Source organism: Micromonospora avicenniae (assembly GCF_900156065.1).
Classification (GTDB): Bacteria; Actinomycetota; Actinomycetes; order Mycobacteriales; family Micromonosporaceae; genus Micromonospora; species Micromonospora avicenniae.
In genome coordinates, this window is sequence record NZ_FTNF01000009.1 from 64,614 (window position 1) to 89,116 (window position 24,503).

The 24,503-nt window shown below is 70.9% G+C and carries 22 protein-coding genes; 9 read left to right on the forward strand and 13 right to left on the reverse strand.

Translation table 11 applies throughout. From position 1 onward, the window contains the following. Positions 1-38 precede the first annotated feature (38 nt). Positions 39-686, reverse strand: a complete 648-nt coding sequence (locus tag BXA10_RS15705) for a DedA family protein (protein ID WP_076471115.1) — start codon at positions 684-686, stop codon at positions 39-41. Between the two features lie 579 nt (positions 687-1,265). On the opposite strand from BXA10_RS15705, the gene thrS reads away from it, so the two are divergent. Next, positions 1,266-2,480, forward strand: a complete 1,215-nt coding sequence (gene thrS, locus BXA10_RS15710; protein WP_076471264.1) for a threonine--tRNA ligase — start codon at positions 1,266-1,268, stop codon at positions 2,478-2,480. A gap of 155 nt (positions 2,481-2,635) precedes the next feature. Here thrS and BXA10_RS15715 read toward each other — a convergent pair whose 3' ends face one another. Genes BXA10_RS15715 through BXA10_RS15730 form a run of 4 tightly spaced genes read right to left on the reverse strand, consistent with a single transcriptional unit; the run spans position 2,636 to position 7,356 of the window. Further along, positions 2,636-4,675 (reverse strand): ABC transporter ATP-binding protein, encoded by a 2,040-nt coding sequence (locus BXA10_RS15715; protein ID WP_076471116.1) that lies wholly within the window; start codon positions 4,673-4,675, stop codon positions 2,636-2,638. Beyond that, positions 4,672-6,405, reverse strand: coding sequence for an ABC transporter ATP-binding protein (locus BXA10_RS15720; protein WP_076471117.1), 1,734 nt, complete (start codon positions 6,403-6,405; stop codon positions 4,672-4,674). Before BXA10_RS15720 ends, BXA10_RS15715 begins: the two co-directional genes overlap by 4 nt. Next, positions 6,399-6,884 (reverse strand): MarR family winged helix-turn-helix transcriptional regulator, encoded by a 486-nt coding sequence (locus BXA10_RS15725; protein ID WP_076471118.1) that lies wholly within the window; start codon positions 6,882-6,884, stop codon positions 6,399-6,401. The genes BXA10_RS15720 and BXA10_RS15725 overlap by 7 nt, the downstream gene beginning before the upstream one ends. Before the next feature lie 25 nt (positions 6,885-6,909). Then, the gene (locus BXA10_RS15730; protein ID WP_076471119.1) at positions 6,910-7,356 is read right to left on the reverse strand and encodes a DoxX family protein; all 447 of its coding nucleotides are present in this window, start codon (positions 7,354-7,356) and stop codon (positions 6,910-6,912) included. Positions 7,357-7,440: 84 nt separating this feature from the next. Here BXA10_RS15730 and BXA10_RS15735 point away from each other — a divergent pair, with 84 nt between their 5' ends. Together BXA10_RS15735 and BXA10_RS15740 are read left to right on the forward strand one after the other, a co-directional pair. Further along, a complete protein-coding gene (locus tag BXA10_RS15735; protein ID WP_076471120.1) occupies positions 7,441-8,004 on the forward strand; it encodes a TetR/AcrR family transcriptional regulator in 564 nt (187 codons plus the stop codon). 91 nt (positions 8,005-8,095) lie between these two features. Further along, positions 8,096-9,226: a glycoside hydrolase family 18 protein gene (locus tag BXA10_RS15740; protein WP_245828269.1), complete on the forward strand. Its 1,131-nt coding sequence runs from the start codon at positions 8,096-8,098 to the stop codon at positions 9,224-9,226. Positions 9,227-9,271: 45 nt separating this feature from the next. On the opposite strand, the gene BXA10_RS15745 is transcribed toward BXA10_RS15740, so the two are convergent. Beyond that, entirely contained in the window at positions 9,272-10,711 is a 1,440-nt protein-coding gene (locus BXA10_RS15745; RefSeq protein WP_076471121.1) for a GuaB1 family IMP dehydrogenase-related protein, read from the reverse strand. A gap of 153 nt (positions 10,712-10,864) precedes the next feature. Beyond that, a complete protein-coding gene (locus BXA10_RS15750; RefSeq protein ID WP_076471122.1) occupies positions 10,865-11,461 on the reverse strand; it encodes a LysE/ArgO family amino acid transporter in 597 nt (198 codons plus the stop codon). Positions 11,462-11,530: 69 nt separating this feature from the next. Between BXA10_RS15750 and BXA10_RS15755 the strand changes: the two genes are divergently transcribed. Further along, positions 11,531-12,427, forward strand: coding sequence for a LysR family transcriptional regulator ArgP (locus tag BXA10_RS15755; protein ID WP_076471266.1), 897 nt, complete (start codon positions 11,531-11,533; stop codon positions 12,425-12,427). 49 nt (positions 12,428-12,476) lie between these two features. Here the strand turns inward: BXA10_RS15755 and BXA10_RS15760 are convergent, their stop codons facing one another. Next, positions 12,477-14,231 carry an acetyl/propionyl/methylcrotonyl-CoA carboxylase subunit alpha gene (locus BXA10_RS15760; RefSeq protein ID WP_076471123.1) on the reverse strand — a complete coding sequence of 585 codons (1,755 nt, stop codon included), beginning with the start codon at positions 14,229-14,231 and terminating at the stop codon, positions 12,477-12,479. Positions 14,232-14,377: 146 nt separating this feature from the next. Between BXA10_RS15760 and BXA10_RS15765 the strand changes: the two genes are divergently transcribed. The 3 genes from BXA10_RS15765 (at position 14,378) to BXA10_RS15775 (ending at position 16,878) form a co-directional block, all read left to right on the forward strand. Then, positions 14,378-14,989: a PadR family transcriptional regulator gene (locus tag BXA10_RS15765; RefSeq protein WP_076471124.1), complete on the forward strand. Its 612-nt coding sequence runs from the start codon at positions 14,378-14,380 to the stop codon at positions 14,987-14,989. A gap of 156 nt (positions 14,990-15,145) precedes the next feature. Continuing rightward, positions 15,146-16,105: an ATP-binding cassette domain-containing protein gene (locus BXA10_RS15770; RefSeq protein ID WP_076471125.1), complete on the forward strand. Its 960-nt coding sequence runs from the start codon at positions 15,146-15,148 to the stop codon at positions 16,103-16,105. 17 nt (positions 16,106-16,122) lie between these two features. Further along, a complete protein-coding gene (locus BXA10_RS15775) occupies positions 16,123-16,878 on the forward strand; it encodes an ABC transporter permease (protein WP_076471126.1) in 756 nt (251 codons plus the stop codon). Between the two features lie 221 nt (positions 16,879-17,099). Here BXA10_RS15775 and BXA10_RS15780 read toward each other — a convergent pair whose 3' ends face one another. The 3 genes from BXA10_RS15780 to mycP all read right to left on the reverse strand — a co-directional run bounded on the left by BXA10_RS15780 (position 17,100) and on the right by mycP (position 19,827). Further along, positions 17,100-17,753, reverse strand: a complete 654-nt coding sequence (locus BXA10_RS15780; RefSeq protein ID WP_076471127.1) for an O-methyltransferase — start codon at positions 17,751-17,753, stop codon at positions 17,100-17,102. Between the two features lie 9 nt (positions 17,754-17,762). Then, complete coding sequence (locus BXA10_RS15785) at positions 17,763-18,419, reverse strand: Maf family protein (RefSeq protein WP_076471128.1); 657 nt, start codon at positions 18,417-18,419, stop codon at positions 17,763-17,765. Positions 18,420-18,651: 232 nt separating this feature from the next. Then, positions 18,652-19,827: a type VII secretion-associated serine protease mycosin gene (gene mycP, locus BXA10_RS15790; protein ID WP_076471129.1), complete on the reverse strand. Its 1,176-nt coding sequence runs from the start codon at positions 19,825-19,827 to the stop codon at positions 18,652-18,654. A gap of 921 nt (positions 19,828-20,748) precedes the next feature. Here mycP and BXA10_RS32570 point away from each other — a divergent pair. Next, on the forward strand, positions 20,749-20,886 hold the full coding sequence (locus BXA10_RS32570) for a hypothetical protein (RefSeq protein WP_175649220.1): 138 nt from the start codon (positions 20,749-20,751) through the stop codon (positions 20,884-20,886). A 292-nt stretch (positions 20,887-21,178) separates the two neighbouring features. Here the strand turns inward: BXA10_RS32570 and BXA10_RS15800 are convergent, their stop codons facing one another. After that, positions 21,179-21,649: a hypothetical protein gene (locus BXA10_RS15800; protein WP_076471131.1), complete on the reverse strand. Its 471-nt coding sequence runs from the start codon at positions 21,647-21,649 to the stop codon at positions 21,179-21,181. 146 nt (positions 21,650-21,795) lie between these two features. After that, positions 21,796-22,008 carry an acyl-CoA carboxylase subunit epsilon gene (locus BXA10_RS15805; protein ID WP_076471132.1) on the reverse strand — a complete coding sequence of 71 codons (213 nt, stop codon included), beginning with the start codon at positions 22,006-22,008 and terminating at the stop codon, positions 21,796-21,798. A 93-nt stretch (positions 22,009-22,101) separates the two neighbouring features. Between BXA10_RS15805 and BXA10_RS15810 the strand changes: the two genes are divergently transcribed. Continuing rightward, the gene (locus BXA10_RS15810) at positions 22,102-24,447 is read left to right on the forward strand and encodes a serine/threonine-protein kinase (RefSeq protein ID WP_076471133.1); all 2,346 of its coding nucleotides are present in this window, start codon (positions 22,102-22,104) and stop codon (positions 24,445-24,447) included. The last annotated feature ends 56 nt before the right edge of the window (positions 24,448-24,503 follow it).

Below are 24,503 nucleotides of genomic sequence, written 5' to 3' on the forward strand. Positions count from 1 at the left end.
CCACCCCTAGGAGCCGTGCCGAGGACCTGATGCCTGCATTACCGGCGGGCAGCGACGTGGGCACCCGAAGAGGGGCCCGGCGAGTCGACCGGCAGGCCGGCGTTGCGGCGGGCGTTCACGACCGTCATCAGCCAGCCGGCGGCGGCGAAACCGGTTGCCGCCACGACCGCGACCACCGCGAGACGCCAGGTGGAGGAGGCGAGCGCCGTCCCGCCGAGGTGCCCGACCAGCGCCCCGTAGGTGGCCCAGCCCAGCGCGGCGATCGTCTCGTAGATCAGGAAGAGCCGGTACGGGTAGCGGCTGCGGCCGGCCGAGAAGCAGGCCGCCATCCGGCCGCCGGGCACGAACCGGCAGAGCAGGATCACCAGCGGCCCCGGACGGCGTAGGCCCTGGGTGAACCGCGCGGCGGCCCGCTGGGCGCGGCTCTGCCTGGTATGTCGGCGTACCCGCCGGTCGGGTGCGCTCCGGCCCAGCAGGTAACAGATGAGGTCACCGGCCAGGACGCCGGCCGCTCCGGCGGCGATCGTGAGGGGCAGGTCCAGCCCGCCGTAGACGGTGAGCGCCCCTCCGGTGATCATGATGGCCTGGGTGGGGATGACCGGGACGAAGGCGTCCAGCAGCAGCAGAGCGAGCAGCGCGAGGTACGCCCACGCCGGTGACGTGACGTCAGTGAGTAGTTCGGGCACGCCCGCCACCTCGCCATATGCGGCCGATTTGATGTACCGAGACTGACGACGTGTCCGGCGTCACCACGGACGGACCCGACCGGTGGTGACCATGGACACGGCAGGGCCACCCCAGTACAACGACGGTCCATCGCTCCCGGTCACGGTCGGCGGATCGGCCTTCGTCGGCGTACCGTTGTCGGGCGCGGCCATACGACCGTCGGGTCCCCCGTTCTCGACGCTCGGGCCGCATCGGGCCGCCGGCAGGTCCCGTGCCGGCGGCCCGCCCCTCTTCACCCCTCAGCAGTGGCCTCTTTCCCGGAAAAAGTGGCCACCCGGCGCGCGAAGGCCACGCTTTCCGGGAAAGAGCGCCGATCCTGAGGTGGGCGGGCGCAGGGGGTGGAAATGGCGTGCGTTCGCTCGCGGGTGGCGCGTACGGTCTCGGGCATGCGCAGTGCGGAACGGACCACGACGCCGGAAGATCCCGGCGTGCCGTACTGACGTTTCCGTCCACGAGGCCCCGGGGTGATCGCTCCCGGGGGCCGCGCGGCGTTCGGTGACGAGATCGCCTCCGGGTCGTACCCGATCAGGGAGAGCGACATGATCGACCACCGCAGGCTCGGCCGAGAGTTGGAGCTGTTCGTCTCCGATCCGCTGGCCGGCGCCGGCCTGCCCATCTGGCTGCCGGCCGGAGCCGCCGCCCGGCACGCGGTCGAGGAGTACGTCCGGGAGTTGGAGCGCCTGGCCGGCTACCGGCACGTCTACTCGCCACCGCTGGGAAAGCGGGAGCTCTTCGAACTCTCCGGGCACCTCGGCTACTTCGCCGACGACATGTTCCCGCCGATGCGGCTCTCCGACGACGACGAGTTCGTGTTGCGGCCGGCGCTCTGCCCGCACCACGCCCTGGTGTTCGGCGCGCGCGGCCGCTCCTACCGTGAGCTGCCGCTGCGCATCGCCGAGTTGGGTGGGATGTACCGCGCGGAGCGCTCCGGGGTGCTCGGCGGCCTCTCCCGGGTACGGGCCATCTCGCTCAACGACGCGCACAACTTCTGCGCGCTGGAGCAGGTGGGGGACGAGGTCGCCGAGATCCTCCGGCTGATCCGCGAGGCACACGCCGCGCTCGGCGGACGCCCGGCCGGGTTCCGGTTGTCGCTGCGCGGGCCGGGTCAGCGGTACGTCGGCGACGACGCGCAGTGGGCCCGCGCCGAGGAACTGCTGCGCGACGCCCTGACCGGGGTCGAGTACGCGGTCGCACCCGGGGACGCGGCCTTCTACGGTCCGAAGATCGACGTCCAGATCGTCGACGCCCGTGGCCGGGAGTCGACCCTCGCCACCGTGCAACTCGACTTCGACAAGCCGGAACGCTTCGACCTGGCGTACACCGACCGGGACGGGGCACGGCGACGGCCGGTGATGGTGCACCGGAGCCTGGTCGGCAGCATGGAGCGGCTGTTCGCCTACCTCATCGAGGTGCATCAGGGCGCCTTCCCCGCCTGGTACGCGCCGGTTCAGCTGGTGGTGCTCCCGGTGGACGCCGACCAGGCCGGCGCCGCGGCCGACCTCGCCCGCCGGGCCGAGGAGTCCGGGCTGCGGGTCGAGGTGGACGCCGCCGGCTCGCTGGGCGCCCGGATCCGGGACGTGACCCGGCGTCGCATCCCGTACGCCGCGGTGATCGGTGCCCGGGAGGCGGCGGACGGGCGGGTGTCCCTGCGGCTGCGCGACGGGCGTGGACTCGATCCGTTGCCCGTGGCGGCCGCGCTCGACCTGGTAAACGGTGTGGTGGCCACCCGGTCCGCGCAGCTGCTGCCCGACTGACCCGGGCACGGGTGGGCGCGGGCCGGTACTCGCCCGCGCGCCGCCCGAGCCGGCCGGTGCACGGGTGGTGTCCGTGCTACCGGCCGGCCGGGCCGGTGGGCGGAATTCGTGCTGCCGTCCGGCGTGGGCGTCGCGCGCGCCCGTGGCCGGCCGGGTCACCCCGACAGCGCCCCCTGTGCCGCAGCCGGTGTCCGGGCGGCGCCGTCGGTGGGCTCGTCCTCTTCCGTGAGCGCCTGGCTGAACTGCGACAGGTAGAGCCGCTGGTACGCCCCGCGCGCGGCGAGCAGCTGCTCGTGCGTGCCTTGCTCGACGATCCGGCCGTTCTCCATCATCAGGATCAGGTCGGCGTCCCGGATGGTGGAGAGCCGGTGCGCGATCACGAAGCTGGTCCGGTCCGAACGCAGCGCGGCCATCGCCCGCTGCAGCAGCACCTCGGTGCGCGTGTCGACCGAGCTGGTCGCCTCGTCGAGAATCAGCAGCGACGGCTCGGCGAGGGCCGCCCGGGCGATCGTGATGAGCTGCTTCTCGCCGGCGCTGACGTTGCTGCCCTCCTCGTCGATGACCGTGTCGTAGCCGTCGGGCAGGCTGCGGACGAACCGGTCCACGAAGGTGGCCCGGGCGGCGGCGAGGATCTCCTCCTCGGTCGCGTCCGGCCGGCCGTACGCGATGTTGTCGCGGATGGTGCCGCCGAAGAGCCACGTGTCCTGAAGCACCATCCCGATCCGGCCACGCAGGTCGTCGCGGCGCATGGTGCTGGTGTCCACCCCGTCCAGGGTGATCCGGCCGGCGTCCAACTCGTAGAACCGCATGATCAGATTGACGAGCGTCGTCTTGCCGGCGCCGGTCGGTCCGACGATCGCCACGGTGTGACCGGGCTCGGCGACCAGCGACAGGTCGTTGATCAGCGGCTTGTCCGGCTCGTAGCGGAACGACACGTGCTCGAACTCGACCCGGCCCCGCGGCTGGGCGACAAGGGCCGGCTCGACCGGGTCGGGGCTCTGCTCGTCGGCATCGAGTACGGCGAACACCCGCTCCGCCGAGGCGACACCGGACTGGAGCAGGTTGGCCATCGAGGCCACCTGGGTGAGCGGCTGGGTGAACTGCCGGGAGTACTGGATGAACGCCTGCACGTCGCCGAGGCTCATCGACCCGTGGGCGACCCGCAGGCCGCCGACCACGGCGATCGCCACGTAGCTCAGGTTCCCGATGAACATCATCGACGGCATGATGATCCCGGAGATGAACTGGGCCCCGAAGCTCGCCTTGAACAGTTGCTCGTTCTTCTCGGTGAACGCGGCTTCGACCTCGCGCTGCCGCCCGAAGACCTTGACCAGTTCGTGGCCGGTGAAGGCCTCCTCGATCCGGCCGTTCAGCTCGCCGGTGTGCGCCCACTGGGCGATGAACTGCTTCTGCGACCGCTTCGCGATGCGCTGAGTGACCAGCACCGACAGCGGCACGGCGACCAGCGCCACCAGCGCCAGCAGCGGCGAGATCCAGAACATCGCCCCGAGTACGCCGATCACCGTGAGCAGCGACGTGAGTAGCTGGCTCAGCGTCTGCTGGAGGCTCTGCGAGATGTTGTCGATGTCGTTTGTCACCCGGCTGAGCAGTTCGCCCCGCGGCTGCTTGTCGAAGTAGGGCAGCGGCAGGCGGTTGAGCTTGTCCTCCACGTCGGAACGCAGCTTCAGCACCGTCCGCTGCACCACGCCGTTCAGCAGCCAGCCCTGCCAGAACGACAGCAGCGCCGCGGCGAGGTAGAGCCCGAGCGCCAGCAGCAGGATCCGTCCCAGCGCACTGAAGTCGATGCCCGCCCCGGGCACTGGATGCATCCGGGCGAGCATGTCGGCGAAGGCGTTGTTGCCGCTCGCGCGGGCCGCCGCGACGGCCTGATCGACGCTGCTGCCCGCCGGGAGTTTCCGGCCGACCACCCCAGTGAAGATCAGGTCGGTGGCGTGCCCGAGGATCTTCGGCCCGGCGACGCTGAGCCCGACGCTCACCACCGCCAGCGCGATGATCCCGCTGAGCTGGAGCCGATGCGGCCGGAGCCGGCCGAGCAGCCGCCGCGCCGACGGCCCGAAGTTCATCGACCGCTCGGCGGGCATCCCGGCCCCGAAGCCCGGCCCGCGGCCGCCCGGCATCCGCCGCGGTGTCGACCCGGCGGGCGGCTTCTGCGCCGGTACCGTGCGCTCGCTCACGCCGGCACCTCCGCGGTCTGCTGCGAGGCGACGATCTCGGCGTACGTCGGGCTGCTCTCCAGCAGCTCCTCGTGTCGTCCCATTCCGACGATCCCCCCGTTCTCGAGCACGATGATCTGGTCGGCGTCGACGATCGTGGAGACCCGCTGAGCCACGATCACCACGGCGGCGTCTGCGGTGACCGGTCGCAGTGCCGCCCGCAACCGCGCGTCGGTGCCCAGGTCGAGCGCGGAGAACGAGTCGTCGAAGAGGTAGATCTCCGGTTTCCGGACCAGGGCCCGGGCGATCGCCAGTCGTTGCCGCTGGCCGCCGGAGACGTTTGTGCCGCCCTGCGCGATGGGTGCGTCCAGCCCGCTGGGCATCTGCGCCACGAAGTCGGCGGCCTGCGCGATCTCCAGCGCCGCCCAGAGATCCTCGTCCGTGGCGTCCGGATTGCCGTAGCGCAGGTTGCTCGCGATCGTGCCGGTGAAGAGGTACGGCCGCTGGGGCACCAGGCCGATGCGGCGCCACAGCTCGTCGGGTGCCAGATCGCGTACGTCCGTCCCGTCCACCAGTACGGCGCCGTCGGTGACGTCGACCAGCCGCGGAATCAGCGACAGCAGGGTGGTCTTGCCCGCACCGGTGCTGCCGATGATCGCCGTGGTGGTGCCGGGCGTCACCCGGAACGAGATGTCCCGCAGCACCGGCTCGGCCGCGCCCGGGTACTGGAACCGCACGTCGCGTAGCTCCAACTCGGCCCGTCCCGGCACCTCGACGACCGGGGTCGCGGGCGGTGCCACGGAGGTGTCGGTGTCGAGCACCTCGACGATGCGCTCGGCGCAGACCGCCGCGCGCGGCACCATCATCAGCATGAAGGTGGCCATCATGACGGACATCAGGATCTGCATGAGGTACTGGAGGAAGGCGGTGAGCGCGCCGATCTGGATGGCCCCCGAGTCGACCCGCTGCGCGCCGAACCAGAGCACCGCGACGCTGGAGACGTTGAGCACCAGCATCACCACCGGGAAGATCAGCGCCAGCAGCCGCCCGACCCGGAGCGCCGTGGCGCTCAGGTCCGCGCTGGCCACGCCGAAGCGCTCCGTCTCGTACGGCTCGCGTACGAAGGCGCGGACCACCCGGATGCCGGTGATCTGCTCGCGCAGGACGCGGTTGACCGTGTCGATGCGGGTCTGCATGAGCCGGAACCCCGGCACCATCCGCCGGATGACCAGTGACAACGCGACGGCGAGGACGGGTACCGAGACGAGCATCAGCCAGGAGAGCCCGAGGTCCTCCCGCAGTGCCATCACCACGCCGCCGACGCACATGATCGGGGCGGCCACGAGCATGGTGCAGCTGAGCAGCACGAGCATCTGCACCTGCTGCACGTCGTTGGTGTTGCGCGTGATGAGCGACGGTGCGCCGAACCGGGCGACCTCGCGGGCGGAGAACCGGTTGACGTGCCGGAAGATCGCGGCCCGCGTGTCCCGGCCGAAGCTCATCGCGGTACGCGCTCCGAAGTACACCGCGGCGATCGAGCAGACGATCTGGACCAGGCTCACCGCGAGCATCCAGGCTCCGGTTCGCATGATGTAGCCGGTGTCGCCGCGAGCCACGCCCAGGTCGATGATGTCGGCGTTGAGGCTCGGCAGGTAGAGCGAGGCCATGGTGCCGACGAACTGGAGCAGCACGACGGCGGCCAGCGGCTTCGAGTACGGGCGTAAATGGTTACGGAGCAGTCGGATCAGCACTTTTTCCGACCTTCCGTCCCGTCTGCGGGCACGGTCATGCCAGGTTCCTCTCCACTACCGATGACCTCCAGCAGGAACTCGCGGATCACCGCCGCCTTCTCGGGGTCGGCGTCGACCGAGGTGAGCGGCCGCCCGGACCGGATCAGGACGCTCAACCCCGCCAACCGTTCGTGGCCGGCGGGAGTGATGGCGAGCCGTACGCTGCGCCGGTCGCTGTCGTTGCGCTGCCGTTCGACCAGCCCGTCACGTTCGAGGGTGTCGACGATCCCGGTCAGCGTGGCCGGCCGCACGAAACAGCGTTCGGCCACCTCGCGGTGCGGCAGGGGGCCGTGCTTGTCGAGCGTCATGAGGGCGACCATCCCGGCCTGGGTGAGGTTGAACTTCTCCGCGAGGAAGCGGTTCCACCGCTGGGTGACCACGTGACCGGCCAGGGCCAGGAGGCGGCCCATCGGTACGTCGTTGAGGGTGACGAGATCCACGACCAACAGGTTAGCTACCTGATGGTCAGGTACCAAACGAAATTACCGCTGCGGTGGCGATGAAGGCGATCTGCAGCGCCGTACGGGGTCCCAGTGGCGTGACCGGTCGTCCGCCCAGGTTGAGCCGGCGTCGTGCCGCCGAGACGTTGGCCGGGAACATCGCGAGCATCAGCAGTCCCAGTCCGGCCGCTGCCCAGCGGGCCGTGGCCGGAATGAGCAGGGCCGCCGCGCCGGCCAGTTCGAGCACGCCGGTCACGCTGACCAGGAGGGCCGGCCGGGGCAGGCGTGACGGGACCATGGCGACCAGGCCGGATCTGCGGGGCTCGGTGAAGTGCGCGAGCCCGGTGAGCGCGAACATGGCGGCCAGTCCGACCCGGAGTGCGTCGGTCGTGCCGTCCAGGGGGTCGAAGCCGGCCAGCCCGGCGATCCGGGCCAGTGCGAAACCGGCGATCAGGGTGATCAGCGGAGCCATGACGTCCTCCTCGACTGCGAAACTTGTCATCGACAAGATTGCGCCCCGAGTGCCATCTTGTCAATGGCAAGATAGGATCGCGGCATGACCCAGACGCGTGGCTACCATCACGGCGATCTGCGCCGTGCCCTGCTCGACGCCGCGGTGGAGGCGATCGGTGAATCCGGTCCCGCCGCTCTCAGCCTGCGAGACCTCGCCCGGCGGGCCGGAGTTTCGCACGCCGCACCCGCGCATCACTTCGGCGACAAGGCCGGCCTGCTCACCGCGCTCGCCGTGCAGGGGTTCGACCTGCTCGCCGGGACCCTGCGCGACGCGGGCGACGACCTGCTCGCTGCCGGCGTCGCGTACGTGGACTTCGCGGTCCGGCACCGCGCGCACTTCGAGGTGATGTTCCGGCCGGACCTCTACCGAGCGCACGACCCGGAGGTGCGGGCCGCCAGCGACCGGGCCGGCGGCGTGCTGCGCGACCGGGTGGCCGGCCTACCGGCGCGCGACGGTGGCGCGGGCGACCCCGGGCGGGACGCCCTCGCCGCCTGGTCGATCGTGCACGGCTTCGCCACCCTCTGGCTCGCCGGCGCGCTGCCGCCCCGCGTCGGCGACGACCCGCGCGAGGCCGCCCGGGTCGTCATCCGCCGCCTCTTCGAGTAGGCGCGGAAGGCGTCCAGCGCTACATATTGACGCACGTCGTGATCCGGCTGTAAACAAGGTGCACTGATGGCGCGTCCGCGGAGGTGGCCCGATGCGACGATCTCTGGTCCTCCTGACCGTGCTGCTCCTGCTCGCCACGGCCGTGCCGGGGGCGGCGACCGCGGCACCGGCCCCCGCCGGAACGCGCCCGGGAGCCCGCGCCGCCACCGTGAGCGCGGGAGCGAGCCCCGTGCAGGTCTACGGCGCCTGGCACTGCGGCAACGACTACTGCACCTGGGGTACGGTCCGTGGCCTCGCCGAGTTCGACAGCCAGAACCGCTGGCTCGTCGACCGCGGCGACGGTCGCCCTTCGGTCAACCTGGTCGTACTGAGCTTCGTCAACCCGCTGGCGCTGCTGCGCCAGACCACGGACCAGGCCACGCTCGACGGCGTTCCCCGGGGCATGACCCCCGAGATCGTCAACTACTTCACCTCGCGGGGCGTCCGGGTGATGCTCTCCATCGGCGGCATCACCTACACCGACGACTGGGACGCCGCGCTCGCCGAGAACCCGATGCTCTTCGGTCAGCGCGCCGCAGCGGTCGCCAGCCGGCTCGGGGTCGGCATCGAGATCGACTACGAGCAGAACACCGACCCGAACCTCGCCGGGCTCCAGGCCTTCATCGACGCGTACCGGGCGGTGCACCCGTACGACGCCACCGGCGTCCGGCCGGAGGCTCGGCTCACCATCGACGTCGCGGCCGGTGACCGCTGGCTGATCGCGTTGAACCGGAAGGCCACCGCCGACTGGCTGCGGACGGACCGACCGGTGCTGGACTACGCCAACGCCATGGTCTCCGCCCGGCCCGCCTCGGCCGACGCCTCCCAGGACAACTGGCAGGAGCACGTCGACGGCAAGCCGCAGTTCAGCCCGTCGGTGCCGCCGCTAGCGCCCGCCAAGTTCACCGGCGGCATCTACATCGCCTACGGGGGCAGGGCGCTGCCCGAGTGCGTCGACTACGCCACCTCAGTGCAACGAGCGACCGCCCCGTACGTCCAGACGGTCGCCCCCAACGGCGCGGGCACGACGGCCGGCATGCTCGGCTTCATGTTCTGGGCCGCCGAACGCCCCTCCACCCGTGGCATCGGCACCGTTCCTCCGTACACCTGCGCCGGTGGGGTCGGCGCCGGCGCGACCGCGCTGGACGTCCCGGTGCCGATGCCGCCGCTGCGGCAGGGCTGACCGGCCGTCTCGCGAGGCCGGCCAGCGGACTCGCGCGAGCCCGGGTCACCAGCTGGCCGGCAGTGGCATCCCCTCGGTGTAGCCGGCCGCGCTCTGCACACCCACCACCGCCCGCTCGTGGAACTCGGACAGGTTCCGGGCCCCGGCGTAGGTGAAGGAGCTCCGCACACCCGCGATGATCTCGTCGATCAGGTCCTCGACGCCTGGGCGGGTCGGGTCGAGATGCATCCGCGCCGAGGAGATGCCCTCCTCGAAGACCGCCTTCCGGGCTCGGTCGTACGGGCTGTCCTCGGCGGTGCGCGCGCTGACCGCCCGGGCCGAGGCCATGCCGAAGCTCTCCTTGTAGCGCCGGCCGTCCGGGTCGGTGTAGAGGTCGCCGGGCGACTCGTACGTGCCGGCGAACCAGGAGCCGATCATGACGTTCGACGCTCCGGCGGCGAGCGCGAGCGCCACGTCCCGCGGGTGCCGGACGCCGCCGTCGGCCCACACGTGCCGCCCGAGCGCCCGGGCCGCCGCCGCGCAGTCGAGTACGGCCGAGAACTGCGGCCGCCCCACCCCGGTCATCATCCGGGTGGTGCACATCGCGCCCGGCCCCACGCCGACCTTGACGATGTCGGCGCCCGCCTCGACCAGGTCCCGTACGCCCTCGGCGGTGACCACGTTGCCGGCCGCCACCGGGACGGCCGGGTCGAGCCTGCGCACCGCCCGCAGCGCTGAGATCATCCGCTCCTGGTGGCCGTGCGCGGTGTCCACCACCAGGGTGTCCACCCCGGCCTCGAGCAGCGCGGCGGCCTTACCGGTCACGTCGCCGTTGATGCCGATCGCCGCCGCGATTCGCAGCCGCCCCTGCTCGTCCAGCGCAGGCCGGTAGAGGGTCGCCCGCAGTGCCCCCTTGCGGGTGAGCACGCCGACCAGCCGACCCTGCGCGTCGACCACCGGGGCGAGCCGGCGGCGACCGGCGGAGAGCAGGTCGAACCCGGTACGCGGATCCGCGTCCGCGGGGATGGTGTGCAGCTCGGTGGACATCACATGGCGCAACTGGGCGAAGCGGTCCACGCCCACGGTGTCCGCCTCGGTGACCACGCCCAGCGGCCGGCCGGTCCCGTCCACCACGACCACCGCGCCGTGCGCGCGCTTGGGCAGCAGGTGGATGGCGTCGCCGACGGTGTCCGTCGGGCCGAGGGTGATCGGGGTGTCGTAGACCAGGTGGCGCTGCTTGACCCAGGACACGACGTTCGCCACCACGTCGATCGGGATGTCCTGGGGGATGACCGCGACCGCGCCACGCCGGGCCACCGTCTCGGCCATCCGCCGGCCGGCGACCGCTGTCATGTTCGACACCACGAGGGGAATCGTGGTGCCGGTGCCGTCGGAGCTGGCGAGGTCGACGTCGAGGCGGGAGCCCAGGTCGGAGCGGGACGGCGCCATGAAGACGTCGTTGTAGGTCAGGTCGTGCGCGGGGACCGCGCCATGAAGGAACCGCACCCGGCAATCATGGCTGGCGAGCACCATTACCGCCGCCACTGGTAGCGGAAAACACCCCCACCCCCCGCCCGGACCCCGTTGATCAAGAGGTTTCGGTCAGAACTGGTCACGGACCTGACGCAAAGCTCTTGATCACGGGGCGGTGGTCGGGAGCTAGCCGAGCAGCAGGGCCAGCGCGAGCCCGGCCATCAGCGTGGCGATCACGCCGTCCAGGACCCGCCAGGCGGCCCTACGCGCCAGCAGCGGGGCGAGCCGGTGCGCTGCCCCGCCGAGCGCGGTGAACCAGACCGCGCTGGCCAGGGTGGCGCCGACGCCGAAGAGCCAGCGGTGTGGGTGCTGCTGGGCGATTCCGCCGAGGAGGAGCACGGTGTCGAGGTAGACGTGCGGGTTCAGGTAGGTGAAGGCGATGCAGGCCAGCAGGGTGGCGCCCAGGGTGGCCGGCGGCCGGTCGGTGGGCACCAGCGCGCCGGGCCGCAGGGCGCGGCGGGCGGCGAGCGCCGCGTAGCAGAGCAGGAACGCGGCGCCGCCCCAGCGGATCGTGGTGAGCAGGACGGGCCGGCCGGTCACCAGCGTGCCGACTCCCGCGATGCCCGCCCCGATCAGCAGCGCGTCCGAGGCGGCGCAGGTGAGGACGACGGGTACGACGTGCTCCCGGCGCAGGCCCTGACGCAGGACGAAGGCGTTCTGCGCCCCGATGGCGACGATCAGGGCGATGGAGACGGAGAAGCCGGCGGCGGCGGAGCTGAGCACGTCACCGACCGTAGGTGAGCGCATTGCATGAGTCGAACTAAAGATTTTGAGGCTAGTTAAGCTGTGCTGATGGAAGGGCTCGACTTCGTCCAGCTGCGTACCCTCGCCGCCGTGGTCTCGGAGGGCAGCTTCGAGGCGGCGGCCCGGCTGCTGCACGTCACCCCGTCGGCCGTGAGTCAGCGGGTCAAGGCCCTGGAGGAGGCGGTCGGGCAGGTGCTCGTCCGGCGGGCCCGCCCCTGCGTGGCCACCGAGGCGGGCGCGCCACTGCTGCGTCTCGCTGGTCAACTCGTACTCCTGGAGCGGGAGGCGCTGGCCGACGCCCGCGGCCCGCTCACCGGCGCCGGTACGCGGACCCGGCTGGCCGTGGTGGTGAACGCGGACTCGCTCGCCACCTGGTTCCCCGCCGCGTTGGCCCGGCTGCCCGAAGGGCTGGAGCTCTCCCTCGACATCCGGCAGGAGGATCAGGACCACACCGCCGAACTGCTCCGCGACGGGGTGGTGACGGCGGCGGTGACCGCGCAGCGCGAGGCGGTCCAGGGCTGCCGGGTACGTCGGCTCGGTGCCATGCGCTACCGGGCGCTGGCCGCCCCGGCGATGGCCGCGACGCACTTCGCCGAGGGGATGACCCCGGCGGCGCTGGCCGCCGCGCCGGCGGTCGTCTTCGATCGGAAGGACCGGTTGCAGCACCGCTTCATCCGCACGTTGACCGGACAGACGCTCGACCCGCCCGTGCACTACGTGCCGTCGGTGCCGGCGTTCAGCGAAACCATCCGGCACGGGCTCGGCTGGGGTCTGGTGCCCGAGCAGATCGCCGAGGACGACCTGGCGTCCGGGGCGTGCGTCGACATCACCCCGGGCCGGCAGGTGGACGTGCCGCTGTACTGGCAGCACTGGCGGCTGGAGTCGGCGGCGCTGAACGCCCTCACCGCCGCCGTACGCGCGGTGGCCGCCGACACCCTCCGCTGACAAGACCCGGACGGGGCCCCTTCACCTGGGCGGGCCCCGCCGGGAGAGGTCAGGAGATGGTGCAGATCGCGGCGCCCGCGGTGATCACCGCGCCGACGTCCGCGGTCAGGCCACTGATCGTGCCAGCCTTGTGCGCGTGCAGCGGCTGCTCCATCTTCATCGCCTCCAGCACCACGATCAGATCACCCTCGGCGACGGTGTCCCCGTCCGCCACGGCGACCTTGACGATGGTGCCCTGCATGGGGGAGGTGAGCGCGTCGCCGCTGACCGTGGCGCCGGTCTTGGCGGCACCACCGCCCCGGCGGGCCGGCTTGCGGGCGGCCGGCGCGGCCGTGCTCGTGCCCGCACCGAGACCGGCCGGCAGGGTGACCTCCAGCCGCTTGCCGCCCACCTCGACCACGACGGTCTCCCGTTCGGCCGGCTCGGCGGCGGGGCCGGGAGTCGCGGTGAACGGCGGGACCGTGTTGTCGAACTCGGTCTCGATCCACCGGGTGTGCACGGTGAACGGCTCCGAGGTGAAGGCCGGGTCCCGGACCACCAGGCGATGGAACGGCAGGGCCGTCGCCATGCCCTCGGCAACCATCTCGTCGAGCGCCCGGCGGGCCCGCTCCAACGCCTCGGTCCGGGTCTCCCCGACGATGATCACCTTGGCCAGCAGCGAGTCGAAGTTGCCACCGATCACGTCGCCGGCCGAGATGCCGGCGTCCACCCGTACGCCGGGGCCGGTCGGCAGCCGCAGCGCGGTGATGGCACCCGGGGCGGGCAGGAAGTTGCGGCCGGGATCCTCGCCGTTGATCCGGAACTCGATGGCGTGCCCACGAGGGGTCGGGTCCCCGGCGAAGCGCAGCTTCTCCCCGTCCGCGATGCGGAACTGCTCGCGGACGAGGTCGATGCCGGCGGTCTCCTCGGTGACCGGGTGCTCGACCTGGAGCCGGGTGTTCACCTCCAGGAAGGAGATGGTGCCGTCGCCGCCGACCAGGTACTCGACGGTGCCGGCACCGTGGTAGCCGGCCTCGCGGCAGATCGCCTTGGCGCTCTCGTGGATCTGCGCGCGCTGGGCGTCGGTGAGGAACGGCGCGGGCGCCTCCTCGACCAGCTTCTGGTGTCGCCGCTGGAGTGAGCAGTCCCGGGTGCCCACCACGATCACGTTGCCGTGCTGGTCGGCCAGGACCTGCGCCTCGACGTGGCGCGGCTTGTCCAGGTAGCGCTCGACGAAGCACTCACCGCGGCCGAACGCGGCGACCGCCTCGCGGGTGGCCGACTCGAACAGCTGCGGGATCTCCTCCATGGTGCGGGCGACCTTGAGGCCGCGCCCGCCACCGCCGAAGGCGGCCTTGATGGCGACCGGCAGCCCGTGGTCGACGGCGAACGCCATCACCTCGTCGGCGCTGGCGACCGGGTCCGGGGTGCCGGGGACCAGCGGCGCGCCGGCGCGCTGGGCGATGTGCCGGGCGGTCACCTTGTCGCCGAGGTCGCGGATCGCCTGGGGGGTCGGGCCGATCCAGGTCAGCCCCGCGTCGATGACGGCCTGGGCGAAGTCGGCGTTCTCGGAGAGGAACCCGTAGCCCGGGTGCACGGCGTCGGCCCCGGACCTGGCCGCGACGTCGATCAGCTTGTCGATGCGCAGGTAGCTGTCCGCCGCGGTGTCGCCGCCCAGGGCGTACGCCTGGTCGGCGAGCGTCGCGTGCAGCGCGTCCCGGTCGGAGTCGGCGTAGACGGCGACGCTCTCCAGACCGGCGTCGCGGCAGGCGCGAATGACGCGAACGGCGATCTCGCCGCGGTTGGCGATGAGTACCTTACGCACCGTGGGGCTCCTCCCGGGAGGTCGTTGCCCGGGAGTGTATAGGCCACCGAAGTGGCCCTAACGATCGCTCAGTGCGGGTTGGGGCGCGGTCACATCGCGCCTTAGTCAACTTTGCCTAATACGCTTCTTCCGTGTCTGCCACGCGAATGATGATTCTCGGTCTGGTCCGGTGGATGCAGCCCGTGCACGGCTACGACGTGCGACGCGAGCTGCTCAGCTGGAGCGCCGACAAGTGGGCGAACGTGCAGCCCGGCTCGATCTACCACGCACTGCGCAAGCTGACCGAGGAGGGGCTGCTGCGGACGGTCGCGACCGAGCAGGTCGGCGGCCGTCCGGCCCGTACGACGTACGAGATCACCGAGAAGGGGCAGGAGGAGTTCGAGTCGCTGCTGCGTGGGCTCTGGTGGCAGTTGAACGAGCCGGCGGATCCGTTCGCGGCGGCCTTCTCGTTCCTGCCGGCGCTGCCGCGCGACGAGGCGGCGGCCGCCCTGCGTAACCGGGCGAACCTGCTGCGGGCCGGCATGGCGTGGATGCGGACCTCGTTGGAGTCGGACTGGCTGCGCGACACCAAGCCGGTCCACGTGGGGTGGATGTTCGAGCTCTGGACGGGGCGGGCGGAAGCCGAGGCGGCCTGGTGCGATCGCATCGCGGAACGTATCGACTCCGGTGTGTCGTACCTGCCTGCTGGACTTGAACGGGCGGAAGGTTGGTCCGGGTGGGAGCAGCGCCTGCCCAGGCATCCGTCCCAATCTGAATAATCAACGTTGACCAGAAAAGCTATATCGCGTTAGCCTCTTCGCGACGTACGGGGAAGCACGCCGTCCCGCGCTGCCCACCAGCGGCCCGGGCGGCGGCCGAACGCGCTGCCTTCCCCGCCGACCGGCCGTACCGGCCCGGACGACCAGGAGCACGCATTGATCGAGACCAGGGGATTACGCAAGTCCTTCCGCTCCCGCGCCGGGCGGGAGACGAAGACCGTCGAAGCGGTCCGGGGCGTCGACCTGACCGTCACCGAGGGAGAGATCTTCGGATTCCTCGGCCCCAACGGCGCGGGCAAGACGACCACGCTGCGGATGCTCGCCACGCTCATCGAGCCGGACGACGGGGAGGCGATCATCGCGGGCGCCGACCTGCGTAAGACGCCGGGCGAGGTGCGCCGCCGGATCGGTTACGTGGCCCAGGGTGGCAGCACCTGGGACGAATCCACCGCCCGCGAAGAGCTGGTGCTCCAGGCCCGGCTGTACGGGATCGGCAAAGCCGAGGCGCACCAGCGCGCGGTGCGCGCCCTCGACGCCTTCCAGCTCGCCGAGTTCGCCGACCGCAAGTGCAAGACCTACTCCGGCGGCCAGCGGCGGCGGGTGGAGATCGCCCTCGGCATCATCCACGAGCCGAAGATCGTCTTCCTGGACGAGCCGACCACCGGTCTCGACCCGCAGAGCCGCGCGCACATGTGGGACGAGATCCGCCGGCTGCGTACCGATGGGATGACGGTCTTCATCACCACCCACTACCTGGACGAGGCCGACGCGCTCTGCGACCGGATCGCCATCATGGATCACGGCCAGGTGGTCGCCGAGGGGACTCCGGCCGACCTCAAGCGTGAGATCTCCGGCGACGTGGTTCAGGTCGGCCTCGACGTCGTCGCCACGCCGCAGGCCGCGAAGGCGCTCGACGGCGAGGCGTACGTCCGGAAGTTGGAGACCGTCGACGACGGCGGCCTGCGGTTGTACGTCGAGGAGGGCGCGACGGCGATCCCGCAGATCCTCCGCCGGCTGGACCAGGTCGGTGTCGCGCTCTCCTCGATCGAGCTGCACCGCCCCAGCCTCGACGACGTCTTCCTCACCAAGACCGGCCGCTCGCTGCGCGAGTCCTGACCAGCAGGAGATTGATCATGAAGCTCGCCCGCGACACCTGGCTCATCTTCCAACGGCAGTTCCAGCTGCTCATCCGTAACCCGGTCTGGGTCTTCGTCGGCGTCTTCCAGCCGGTGATGTACCTCCTGCTCTTCGCTCCGCTGCTCAAGCCGGCGCTCAACGCGCCGACCCAGGCCGCGGCCTACAAGATCTTCGTGCCCGGTCTGCTGGTGCTGCTGGCCATCTTCGGCGGCCTGTTCCAGGGCTTCGGTCTGATCGCCGAGCTGCGCGCCGGCGTGATCGAACGGTCCCGGGTCACCCCGGTCAGCCGGCTCGCCCTGCTGCTCGGCCGCTCGCTGCGGGACGTCGTATCGCTGATCGTGCAGGCGATCATCATCACGCTGCTCGCCCTCGCGTTCGACCTGCGTGTCGTCCTGGGTGACCTGCTGCTCGCCTACCTGATGCTCGCCCTCATCGCGCTGATGACCTCGGCCGTCTCGTACGGCGTCGCGCTCAAGGTCAAGAGCGAGGATGCCCTGGCCCCACTGATGAACACCGTGGCTCAGCCGGTGCTGCTGCTCTCCGGCATCCTGCTGCCGCTGCAGTTCGCGCCCGGCTGGTTGCAGGGCATCGCCGACTGGAACCCGTTCTCCTGGGCCGTCGACGGGACCCGTGCGCTCTTCGCCGGTGACCTGGGCAACGACAAGGTCTGGCAGGGGTTGAGCATCGTGGCCGTGCTCGCCGTGCTCGGCGTCTACTGGGCGGCCCGGCAGTTCGCCCGTACCGTCCGCTGAAATCTGGCCGGTCCGTGGCTGGTGGCTCGCGGCTCGCGGCCGCTCGGGGTCCGCGGCTCGCTTGATCCACACGGCTTCATTGATGTCGGGGTGTCGGACACTGTCCGACACCCCGACATCAATGAACTGGAGTCGATCAGGCCGCGGGGTTCGGCCATTGGTGGCGCGGTCAGTGGACCCGCGCCAGCGTGAGTCCGTCGGCTCGGCCGTTGGTGGTGCGGTCAGCGCGCCCGGGCCAGCGTGAGTCCGTCCGCGATCGGCAGCATCACCGCATCGACCCGGACGTCGGCGAGCACCTCGTCGTTGAAGGCGGCGATCGCCCGGTCGCCTTCGTCCTGCGGGGCGATCACCCTGCCGCCGCGCAGCACGTTGTCGACGGCGATGACGCCGCCCGGGCGCATCCGGGGCACGAGCTCCGCCCAGTAGATCGGGTAACCCGTCTTGTCCGCGTCGATGAACGCGAAGTCGAGGTGCCGCTCGTGTGGCAGCTCGCGCAGGGTGTCCCCGGCCGGGCCGATACGCAGGTCGATCCGGTCGTCCACCTCGGCCCGCGCCCAGTAGCGCCGGGCGATCCCGGTGTACTCCTCTGAGATGTCGAAGCAGGTGAGTCGCCCGCCCTCGACCAGCCCTCGAGCGATGGCCAGCGCGGAGAGACCGGTGAACGTGCCCACCTCCACCGCCTGCCGCGCCCCCATCAGCCGGGTGAGGAAGGTCAGGAACGCCGCCTGTTCCGGCGCGACCTGCATGGTCGCCTGGTCCGGCAGCACGGCGCGGGTCTCCTCGGCGAGGTCACGGATGATCTCGTCGGGCGGCGAGCCGTGCCCGACGAGATACGCGTGCAGCTCGTCCGTCAGCGGGATCGACTTGGTGGTCATGGTGGCACGCTAACCGAGCGGCTCGACCGATTGGCCGCCCGGCGCGACCTTCGTCCACAGGTCGGTGATCCGCAGGCCAAGGTCGGCGAGAAGCTTGCGGAGCAGGGGCAGCGACAGCCCGATGACCGTGCTCGGGTCACCCTCGATACGTTGCACGAACGGGCCGCCCAAGCCGTCGATCGTGAAGGCCCCCGCCACGGCCAGCGGCTCACCGGTGGCCACGTACGTGTCGATCTCCTCGTCGCTGATGTCCGCGAAGTGGACCACCGTCGAGGCGACCGCCTCGGCGCGGCGCGCCGCCGTGACGTCGATGAGGCAGTGGCCACTGTGCAGGACACCGCTGCGTCCACGCATCCGCCGCCAGCGCCGCCCGGCGTCCGCAGAATCAGCGGGCTTGCCGAGGATCTCGCCGTCGAACTCGAGCACCGAGTCGCAGCCGATCACCAAAGTGCGCTCGTCGGTGGCCGGACGCAGCCGGGTGAGCACCGCCTGCGCCTTCAACCGGGCCAGCTCCAGGCAGAGCTCGTCGGCCCGGTCCGTGACCACCAGGGATTCGTCGACGCCGCTGACCAGCACATCCGGCTCGATGCCGGCGGCTTGCAGGATCTTTCGGCGGGCGGGACTCGCAGATGCGAGCACGAGGCGGAGCGGCAGCTGATCACGCACCTCGTCGACGTTACCGGCTCAACGTCAGCGATGGGCCGTGCGGCACCCCGCATGCCCCGCCCGGCCGGCCCTGTCGTGGCCTGGCGTCACGCAAGGCAAGATCAACTCGCTCTCATTGAAGTCGGGGTATCGCCGCGCCTGGGACACCCCGACTTCAAGGAAGGCGAGTTGACCAACCGCCACCAGGCCACGCGCCTCGGTGCGATTGCCACAAACCGCGCATCGTGGCTCGTCAGCGGCTGATCCGCGGTGGCGGGTCATCGCCGCGCCGCCGTCGACGCACGATCACCGCCCACGTCACGCCGGCGGCCACGATCACACCGAGCGTGGCAAGCCCGCGGACGGTCGCCGCGCTGTCGCTACCGAGACTGTCGTCGGGAGGTGCAGCGGCCGCCGTCGTGCTCGGGCCACCGCCGGCCGGTGCGCTCGGCGTCGGCGATTCGAACCCAAGCGGCGGTACGTCAGCAGTCAACGCCGCGACGATGTCGATCACGCCGTAGCCGTACTCGTCGTCCCGCCCGGGCGGGCCCTTGTCGATGGCGGTGGCGGTCAACCGATGCACGACCTCCCGCGCCGGCAGATACGGGTACTTCGACCGAATCAAAGCGACCGCCCCGGCCACGATCGCGGTAGCACCCGATGTTCCAGTCCCCTTTGAGTATTTCCCGTCGTAGCTGGTGCTGTAGATGTCTACTGCCGGCGCGACGACATCAATCTGTGACCCGGTGACTGAAACCGCGGCATGCTGCCCTAGTCGGTCGATGCCTCCTACGGCGACGACGCCTTCCTCTGTTGCCGGATACCGGACTCCCGCGTCCGACGGCCTATTTCCCGCCGCCGCGACCACGACCACATCAGCCGCGCGAGCAGCTGAAAGCGCCCGTTGAAGGCGAGGGCTCGCACCGGCCACAGCGGAGATGCTGATGACATCAGCGCCCTTCATCAGTGCGAACTCGATGCTCGATGCTAGATCATCCGGGTTGCCCTCGCTGTTGGGAGGGCTATCGAAGATGGGTAGGACCTTTGCCTTTGGTGCTATTCCGAGCGCGCCGATGCTCTCGGATCTCCCATGAGCAGCTATAAGGCCAGCCATTGAAGTGCCGTGGCTGTCTTTATCCTGTCGCCCCTCTCCGCTGCCGCCGCCAATAATGTCGGTACCGTGAAGAACGTTATCGCGGAGGTCGGGATGTGGGTCGACGCCTGTGTCCGGGACCGCGACAATGACGCCCTTGCCTTGATTGAACTCGTGGGCTTGGGTGATACGGAGATAGCGCAGGTGCCATTGGTCATTCCTGATCCTGCGTGCCTCGTCAAATTTAGTGGCTAACCCAGATTCCGTCAGAGGTGGTGGTGCGAGAGTCGCGGTAATCGCGATCGCGGCGAGGCCGATCGGAAAATTGGACTGCATTAACGTATGAATCCAATGGCTGGGCCGGGGTCGATGGGTCCATCCTCATCTGGAGGCCGCAGCACCGGGGCGACTCCATGATCCAGCTGCCACGGATGGTCCGGGTCCCATCGGCGGAGTTGGTCGCGGGCGTCTTCATGGTGGGATCGTCCGGGCGCTCCACGAGGCGACTTGTCAATGGGTGGAGGGCAATAGCTACCACGGCTCCCGCCTGGACGTGAGCCTGCGCTGCCCGTCGGGGCGGTGCCGGCCCCTCCTCCACCGATAACACCGCCGATAGGGCTGACTCGAGATGATTGATTGGTCCTCGCGGCGGGCTGACCAACCGCCATCCCAGGGATTCCACCGATTAGGCCTCCGTGTGGCAGCGGCCGTTTTTGCGATGGAAGCGACCCGTCTGGGAGTAGTTGATTTCCTGGCCTGGGTATTCCAGGCTTCCTTGCTGATGTCTCTGGCGGTTCCGGCGTAACGTTTGGCCTAGCGGGAGGGGGTGCTGACGTGCCTAGTTCGAATTGAGTAGGTGATGGTGTGGTAGACGGAAGTCCGGATGGAGTGGAGGCACCTGTTGGCAACCCGGGGCTTCCGGCAACTCCGCCTAAGATTGGTCCAACTGCCTCCGGAGATTGTGAGCCCCAGGGGTGAATAGTTGCTCCGCCTCGTTCCGCTGCCGGTTTACGAAGAGTCGAGCGGTTAGTTGCCATCGGCGCCGTCACGATAGCTGGGATCACGGGTGTCGGCCCAAATCCGTAAACGTCCGGGTCCTCGGGCTGCCGGCCGACTTTCGGCGCTGATGGTGGTTGGCGCAGTGCCGCTTGGGCTTGTTGGAGTTCGGTGCTGAGGCCGTACATGATGCCGCGGGCTCGTACGTTCAGTTGCTCCAGGTCGGCGTCGGTGACTGGCCGATCCGGTAGGCGGCTGCCCATGACTGCCTTCGGGTCGGCGGCTGTCGCCTCGTACGCCTGCTTCTGCTGGAGTTTGCCCGCGTACTCCTCGTGGATTTTCTGCAATCTGGCCCGGGTGCCGCTGATGGCCTGGGTGGCGGCGGCGAGCGTGGTGTAGTTGGTGGCGGCGGCGTCGTGGGTGCGGCGGACCTTGTCGATCAGCTCGTCGAGTCGGGCGAGGTACGCGTGGGCGGCAGCGCTGGTGGCCGGAGGCCACGCCTCGGCGAGTCCTCGCCGGTACTCCTGGAGCCGGCTCAGGTGGGTCTGCGCCAGGTCGCAGATCTTGCGCCAGCCGGCGACCTGCTTCCAGTGGTTGGTGGTGTCGTGGTCCTGCAGGCAGGCCCACATGCTGTTCACGTCCATCCGGTGCCAGTCGGTGAGGCCGGACGTACGGCCGCCGCCCCGCTCGATCATGGGCGCACCACCGGCCCGGTCTCCAGGCCGGTCTCCGGGCCGGTCGGGTCGCTGAGCAGCACGGATGGCGGACCGGCGGGCAGCACCGCGCGCGGATCGGCGAGCGCGTTCTCGACGTCGGCCACCCGGGCTGCGGAGAGGGCGTCGGTGCCTGCGTACCGGTCGGCGACGGTGCCCGCGGCGGCGGCGAGGTGGCCGGTGGCCCCGCACACGCCCCAGACCATGTCGACGCTGGCCTGCTGCGTCTCGTGGTGGGCCTGCAGGAAGTGCACCAGCTCGATGAATGCGTCGCAGGGGTTGGGCAGCGGTGCCGTCACGTCCTGGGCGATGTAGGACAGGTGCGGCGCGTAGTTGCGTTCGACCTCGGCCGCGAGCCGGTCGGCGAACTCTCTCAGCTGCTGGATGTCGGCGTCGATGGCCCCGTAGCCCCTCAGCCAGGCTTCGGGGCGGTCCTCCTCAGGGATCATCGACCCTCCCATGCCGTGACGGCTCCGTTTCCCTGAGTGAGGTTAACGGGTGGAGGCGACCTTGGCAGCCCCACGATGGCGAGTGGGCTCGATGCGGGGCGACGGAACGATTGCGGTGAAGGAACGGTGGCGCGGAGCGCGCCGGGTCAGCGGGGCAGGCCGGAGGTGCGCCAGGCGCCGGCGCCGGTGGCCGGTCCCGTGCCGGCCGGCCGACCGCTGCGTGCCCAGGTGGACGCTGCGACCGGAGCGGCGACGGCCGCCGGCCGCGACCGGGCGACGACCGCGCCCACCAGCGCGGCCAGTTCCTCGGCGGTCGGAACCCCGCGGACGACCCGGAACAGCGGCTCTTCGGCAGACATGGACGCCAGGGTACGCGTCGAGGAACTCCAGCTTCACCTCAGTGTGGCGTGCCGCCGGTGTGGCTGTCAGCATGGCCGGGTACCGTCTCTGCGATGTCGAACGCGCTTCCCCGACTCGTCGCTGACCGATACCGGCTGATTTCGCCGCTCGGTCAGGGCGGCATGGGTCGGGTGTGGAAGGCGCGCGACGAGGTGCTGCACCGCGACGTGGCCATCAAGGAACTTGTTCCGCCGCCCAGCCTCACCGACGACGAGCGCCGTGAGATGCGGGAACGTTCGCTGCGGGAGGCGCGAGCCATCGCCCGGCTCAACCACATCAACGTCGTCCGCATCTTCGACGTGCTGCGTACCGACGGCGATCCGTGGATCGTCATGGAGTACGTCGCGTCGAAGTCGTTGCAGGACACCCTCGCCGAGTCCGGCCCGGTGCCGCCGGCCCGCGCGATCGAGATCGGCCTCGGTGTGCTCGGCGCGTTGAAGGCCGCCCACAAAGCCGGGGTGATGCACCGTGACGTCAAGCCGGGCAACGTGCTCCTCGGCAACGACGGACGGGTGGTACTGACCGACTTCGGCCTCGCCACCATCCCGGGTGACCCGAACGTGACCCGCACCGGAATGGTGCTCGGCTCGCCCGCGTACATCGCGCCGGAGCGGGCGCACGACGGCACCGCAGGGCCGGAGGCCGACCTCTGGTCGCTGGGTGCCACCCTCTACGCCGCGGTCGAGGGCAAGTCTCCGTACGCGCGGCCGTCGGCGATCGCCACCCTCGCGGCGCTGGCCACCGAGCAGCTGCCGCCGCCGAAGAACGCCGGCCCGCTCAAGCCGGTGCTGCAGGGGCTGCTGCGCAAGGACCCGAGAGAGCGGATCACCGCCGAGACGGCGGAACGCATGCTGCAGCGGGCCAACGGCCGGCGTGCGCGGGGGATCTCACTGCTCGATGGCGTACGCAGGCCGGGGCCGAATGGTCCACGGGTGCCGCGGCCGACCGTGGTGCCGGCCCCGCGTCCCGCCGAACCGGCGGACCCGCCGGTCACCCCGCCGGCACCGCGTACGCCGTCGGCCTCCGCCATGGCGGGCCCCGCAGCCGGTGCCGCAGCGAAGGTGTCGGCCGGTGCCGACGCCGCGCCCACCGCGAAGGTGGACCGTTCGACCGTGGACGCGGACCCCACGGCGAAGGTCGACCGTTCGGCCGCGGACGCCGCGACGAAGGCCGACCGGTCGGTGTCCACCGCGAGCGCGGGCGCGACCGCGAAGATGGACCTTCCGGCCGTGGACGCCGGGCCGACGACGAAGGTCGACCGGTCGGGCACTGACGCCGGGCCGACGACGAAGGTCGACCGGTCGGGCACTGACGCCGGGCCGACGACGAAGGTCGACCGGTCGGGCACTGACGCCGGGCCGACGACGAAGGTCGACCGGTCGGGCACTGACGCCGGGCCGACGACGAAGGTCGACCGGTCGGGCACTGACGACGGACCGACGACAAAGGTCGACCTGCCGGCCCGTGATGCCGACCTCACCGCCAAGGTGGACCGTCCGGCACCTGCGGGGGGCGGTGAGCCGACCAAGAGTGCTGGTGCCTCTGGAAAGGCGGCCGACCGGACTGCGGCGAAGCCGTCCGCTGGTCGGCAAGACGAGCGGCCTGCCTCCACACCGCGCCGGCCGGCCACCCCGACGTCGGTGCTGCCGGTGGGCCCACCGGCCGCCCCGGCCGGGCGGGCGCCGATCCCGGTGACCGACGGCACGACCTCCGAAACCAAGCGGCGCAACCTGCTCGTCGGCGTGCTGGTGGCCGTGCTCCTGGTCGGCCTCGCGGTGGTCGTGCCGCTGCTGACCAGCGGCGACGACCCTGAGGGTGGTGACACCCCGACGGCCGGATCGAGCGTCGGTTCGGCGTCGGCCTCCGTACCGCCGACGTCCGCGCCCGCCTCGCCGCCGCCGACCAGCGCCGCGCCGAGCGTGACGCCGAGCGCCAGTGTCTCCCCGAGCAGCGGCCTCCCGGCGGGTTGGTCGTTGCGCAAGGACCCGGTCGGCTTCTCCCTGCCGATCCCGAAGGGTTGGACGCGCAGCGCCGGCGGCACCTGGGTGCGGTACGCGGACCCGAACGGCGTCGGGGAGCTGACGATCGACCGGACCAACACTCCGGGATCGGACGCGGCAGAGGCGTGGCGGGACATCGAGCCGGCTCGGCATCGGCTGGTCAACAACTACGAGAACCGCGGCATCCGGACCATCGACTGCCGGTGGCGGACCTGCGCGGACTGGGACTGGCTGGAGACGCGTGACGGCACCCGGATCCACGTCCGGAACAGGGGTTTCGTGACCGCCCACAACCGAGGGTTCGCCCTCCGCTGGGAGGTCGCGCAGAAGGACTGGAACGCCAGCCTGCCCGACTTCGAGATGATCTTCCGCGAGTTCGTGCCGGATCGGCAGGACTGACAGCGGCTAACCGCGCCGATGCGAGTCGTCCTCGCATGACCTCCCGCCGTCCGGGG

Bases quoted from the DNA above. Each gene is read 5' to 3' on its own strand.
- thrS (WP_076471264.1), top strand. From the start codon at position 1,266: ATGATCGACCACCGCAGGCTCGGCCGAGAGTTGGAGCTGTTCGTCTCC.
- BXA10_RS15730 (WP_076471119.1), bottom strand. From the start codon at position 7,356: ATGGCTCCGCTGATCACCCTGATCGCCGGTTTCGCACTGGCCCGGATC.
- BXA10_RS15735 (WP_076471120.1), top strand. From the start codon at position 7,441: ATGACCCAGACGCGTGGCTACCATCACGGCGATCTGCGCCGTGCCCTG.
- BXA10_RS15740 (WP_245828269.1), top strand. From the start codon at position 8,096: ATGCGACGATCTCTGGTCCTCCTGACCGTGCTGCTCCTGCTCGCCACG.
- BXA10_RS15755 (WP_076471266.1), top strand. From the start codon at position 11,531: ATGGAAGGGCTCGACTTCGTCCAGCTGCGTACCCTCGCCGCCGTGGTC.
- BXA10_RS15765 (WP_076471124.1), top strand. From the start codon at position 14,378: ATGATGATTCTCGGTCTGGTCCGGTGGATGCAGCCCGTGCACGGCTAC.
- BXA10_RS15775 (WP_076471126.1), top strand. From the start codon at position 16,123: ATGAAGCTCGCCCGCGACACCTGGCTCATCTTCCAACGGCAGTTCCAG.
- BXA10_RS15780 (WP_076471127.1), bottom strand. From the start codon at position 17,753: ATGACCACCAAGTCGATCCCGCTGACGGACGAGCTGCACGCGTATCTC.
- mycP (WP_076471129.1), bottom strand. From the start codon at position 19,827: ATGCAGTCCAATTTTCCGATCGGCCTCGCCGCGATCGCGATTACCGCG.
- BXA10_RS32570 (WP_175649220.1), top strand. From the start codon at position 20,749: ATGACTGCCTTCGGGTCGGCGGCTGTCGCCTCGTACGCCTGCTTCTGC.
- BXA10_RS15800 (WP_076471131.1), bottom strand. From the start codon at position 21,649: ATGATCCCTGAGGAGGACCGCCCCGAAGCCTGGCTGAGGGGCTACGGG.
- BXA10_RS15805 (WP_076471132.1), bottom strand. From the start codon at position 22,008: ATGTCTGCCGAAGAGCCGCTGTTCCGGGTCGTCCGCGGGGTTCCGACC.
- BXA10_RS15810 (WP_076471133.1), top strand. From the start codon at position 22,102: ATGTCGAACGCGCTTCCCCGACTCGTCGCTGACCGATACCGGCTGATT.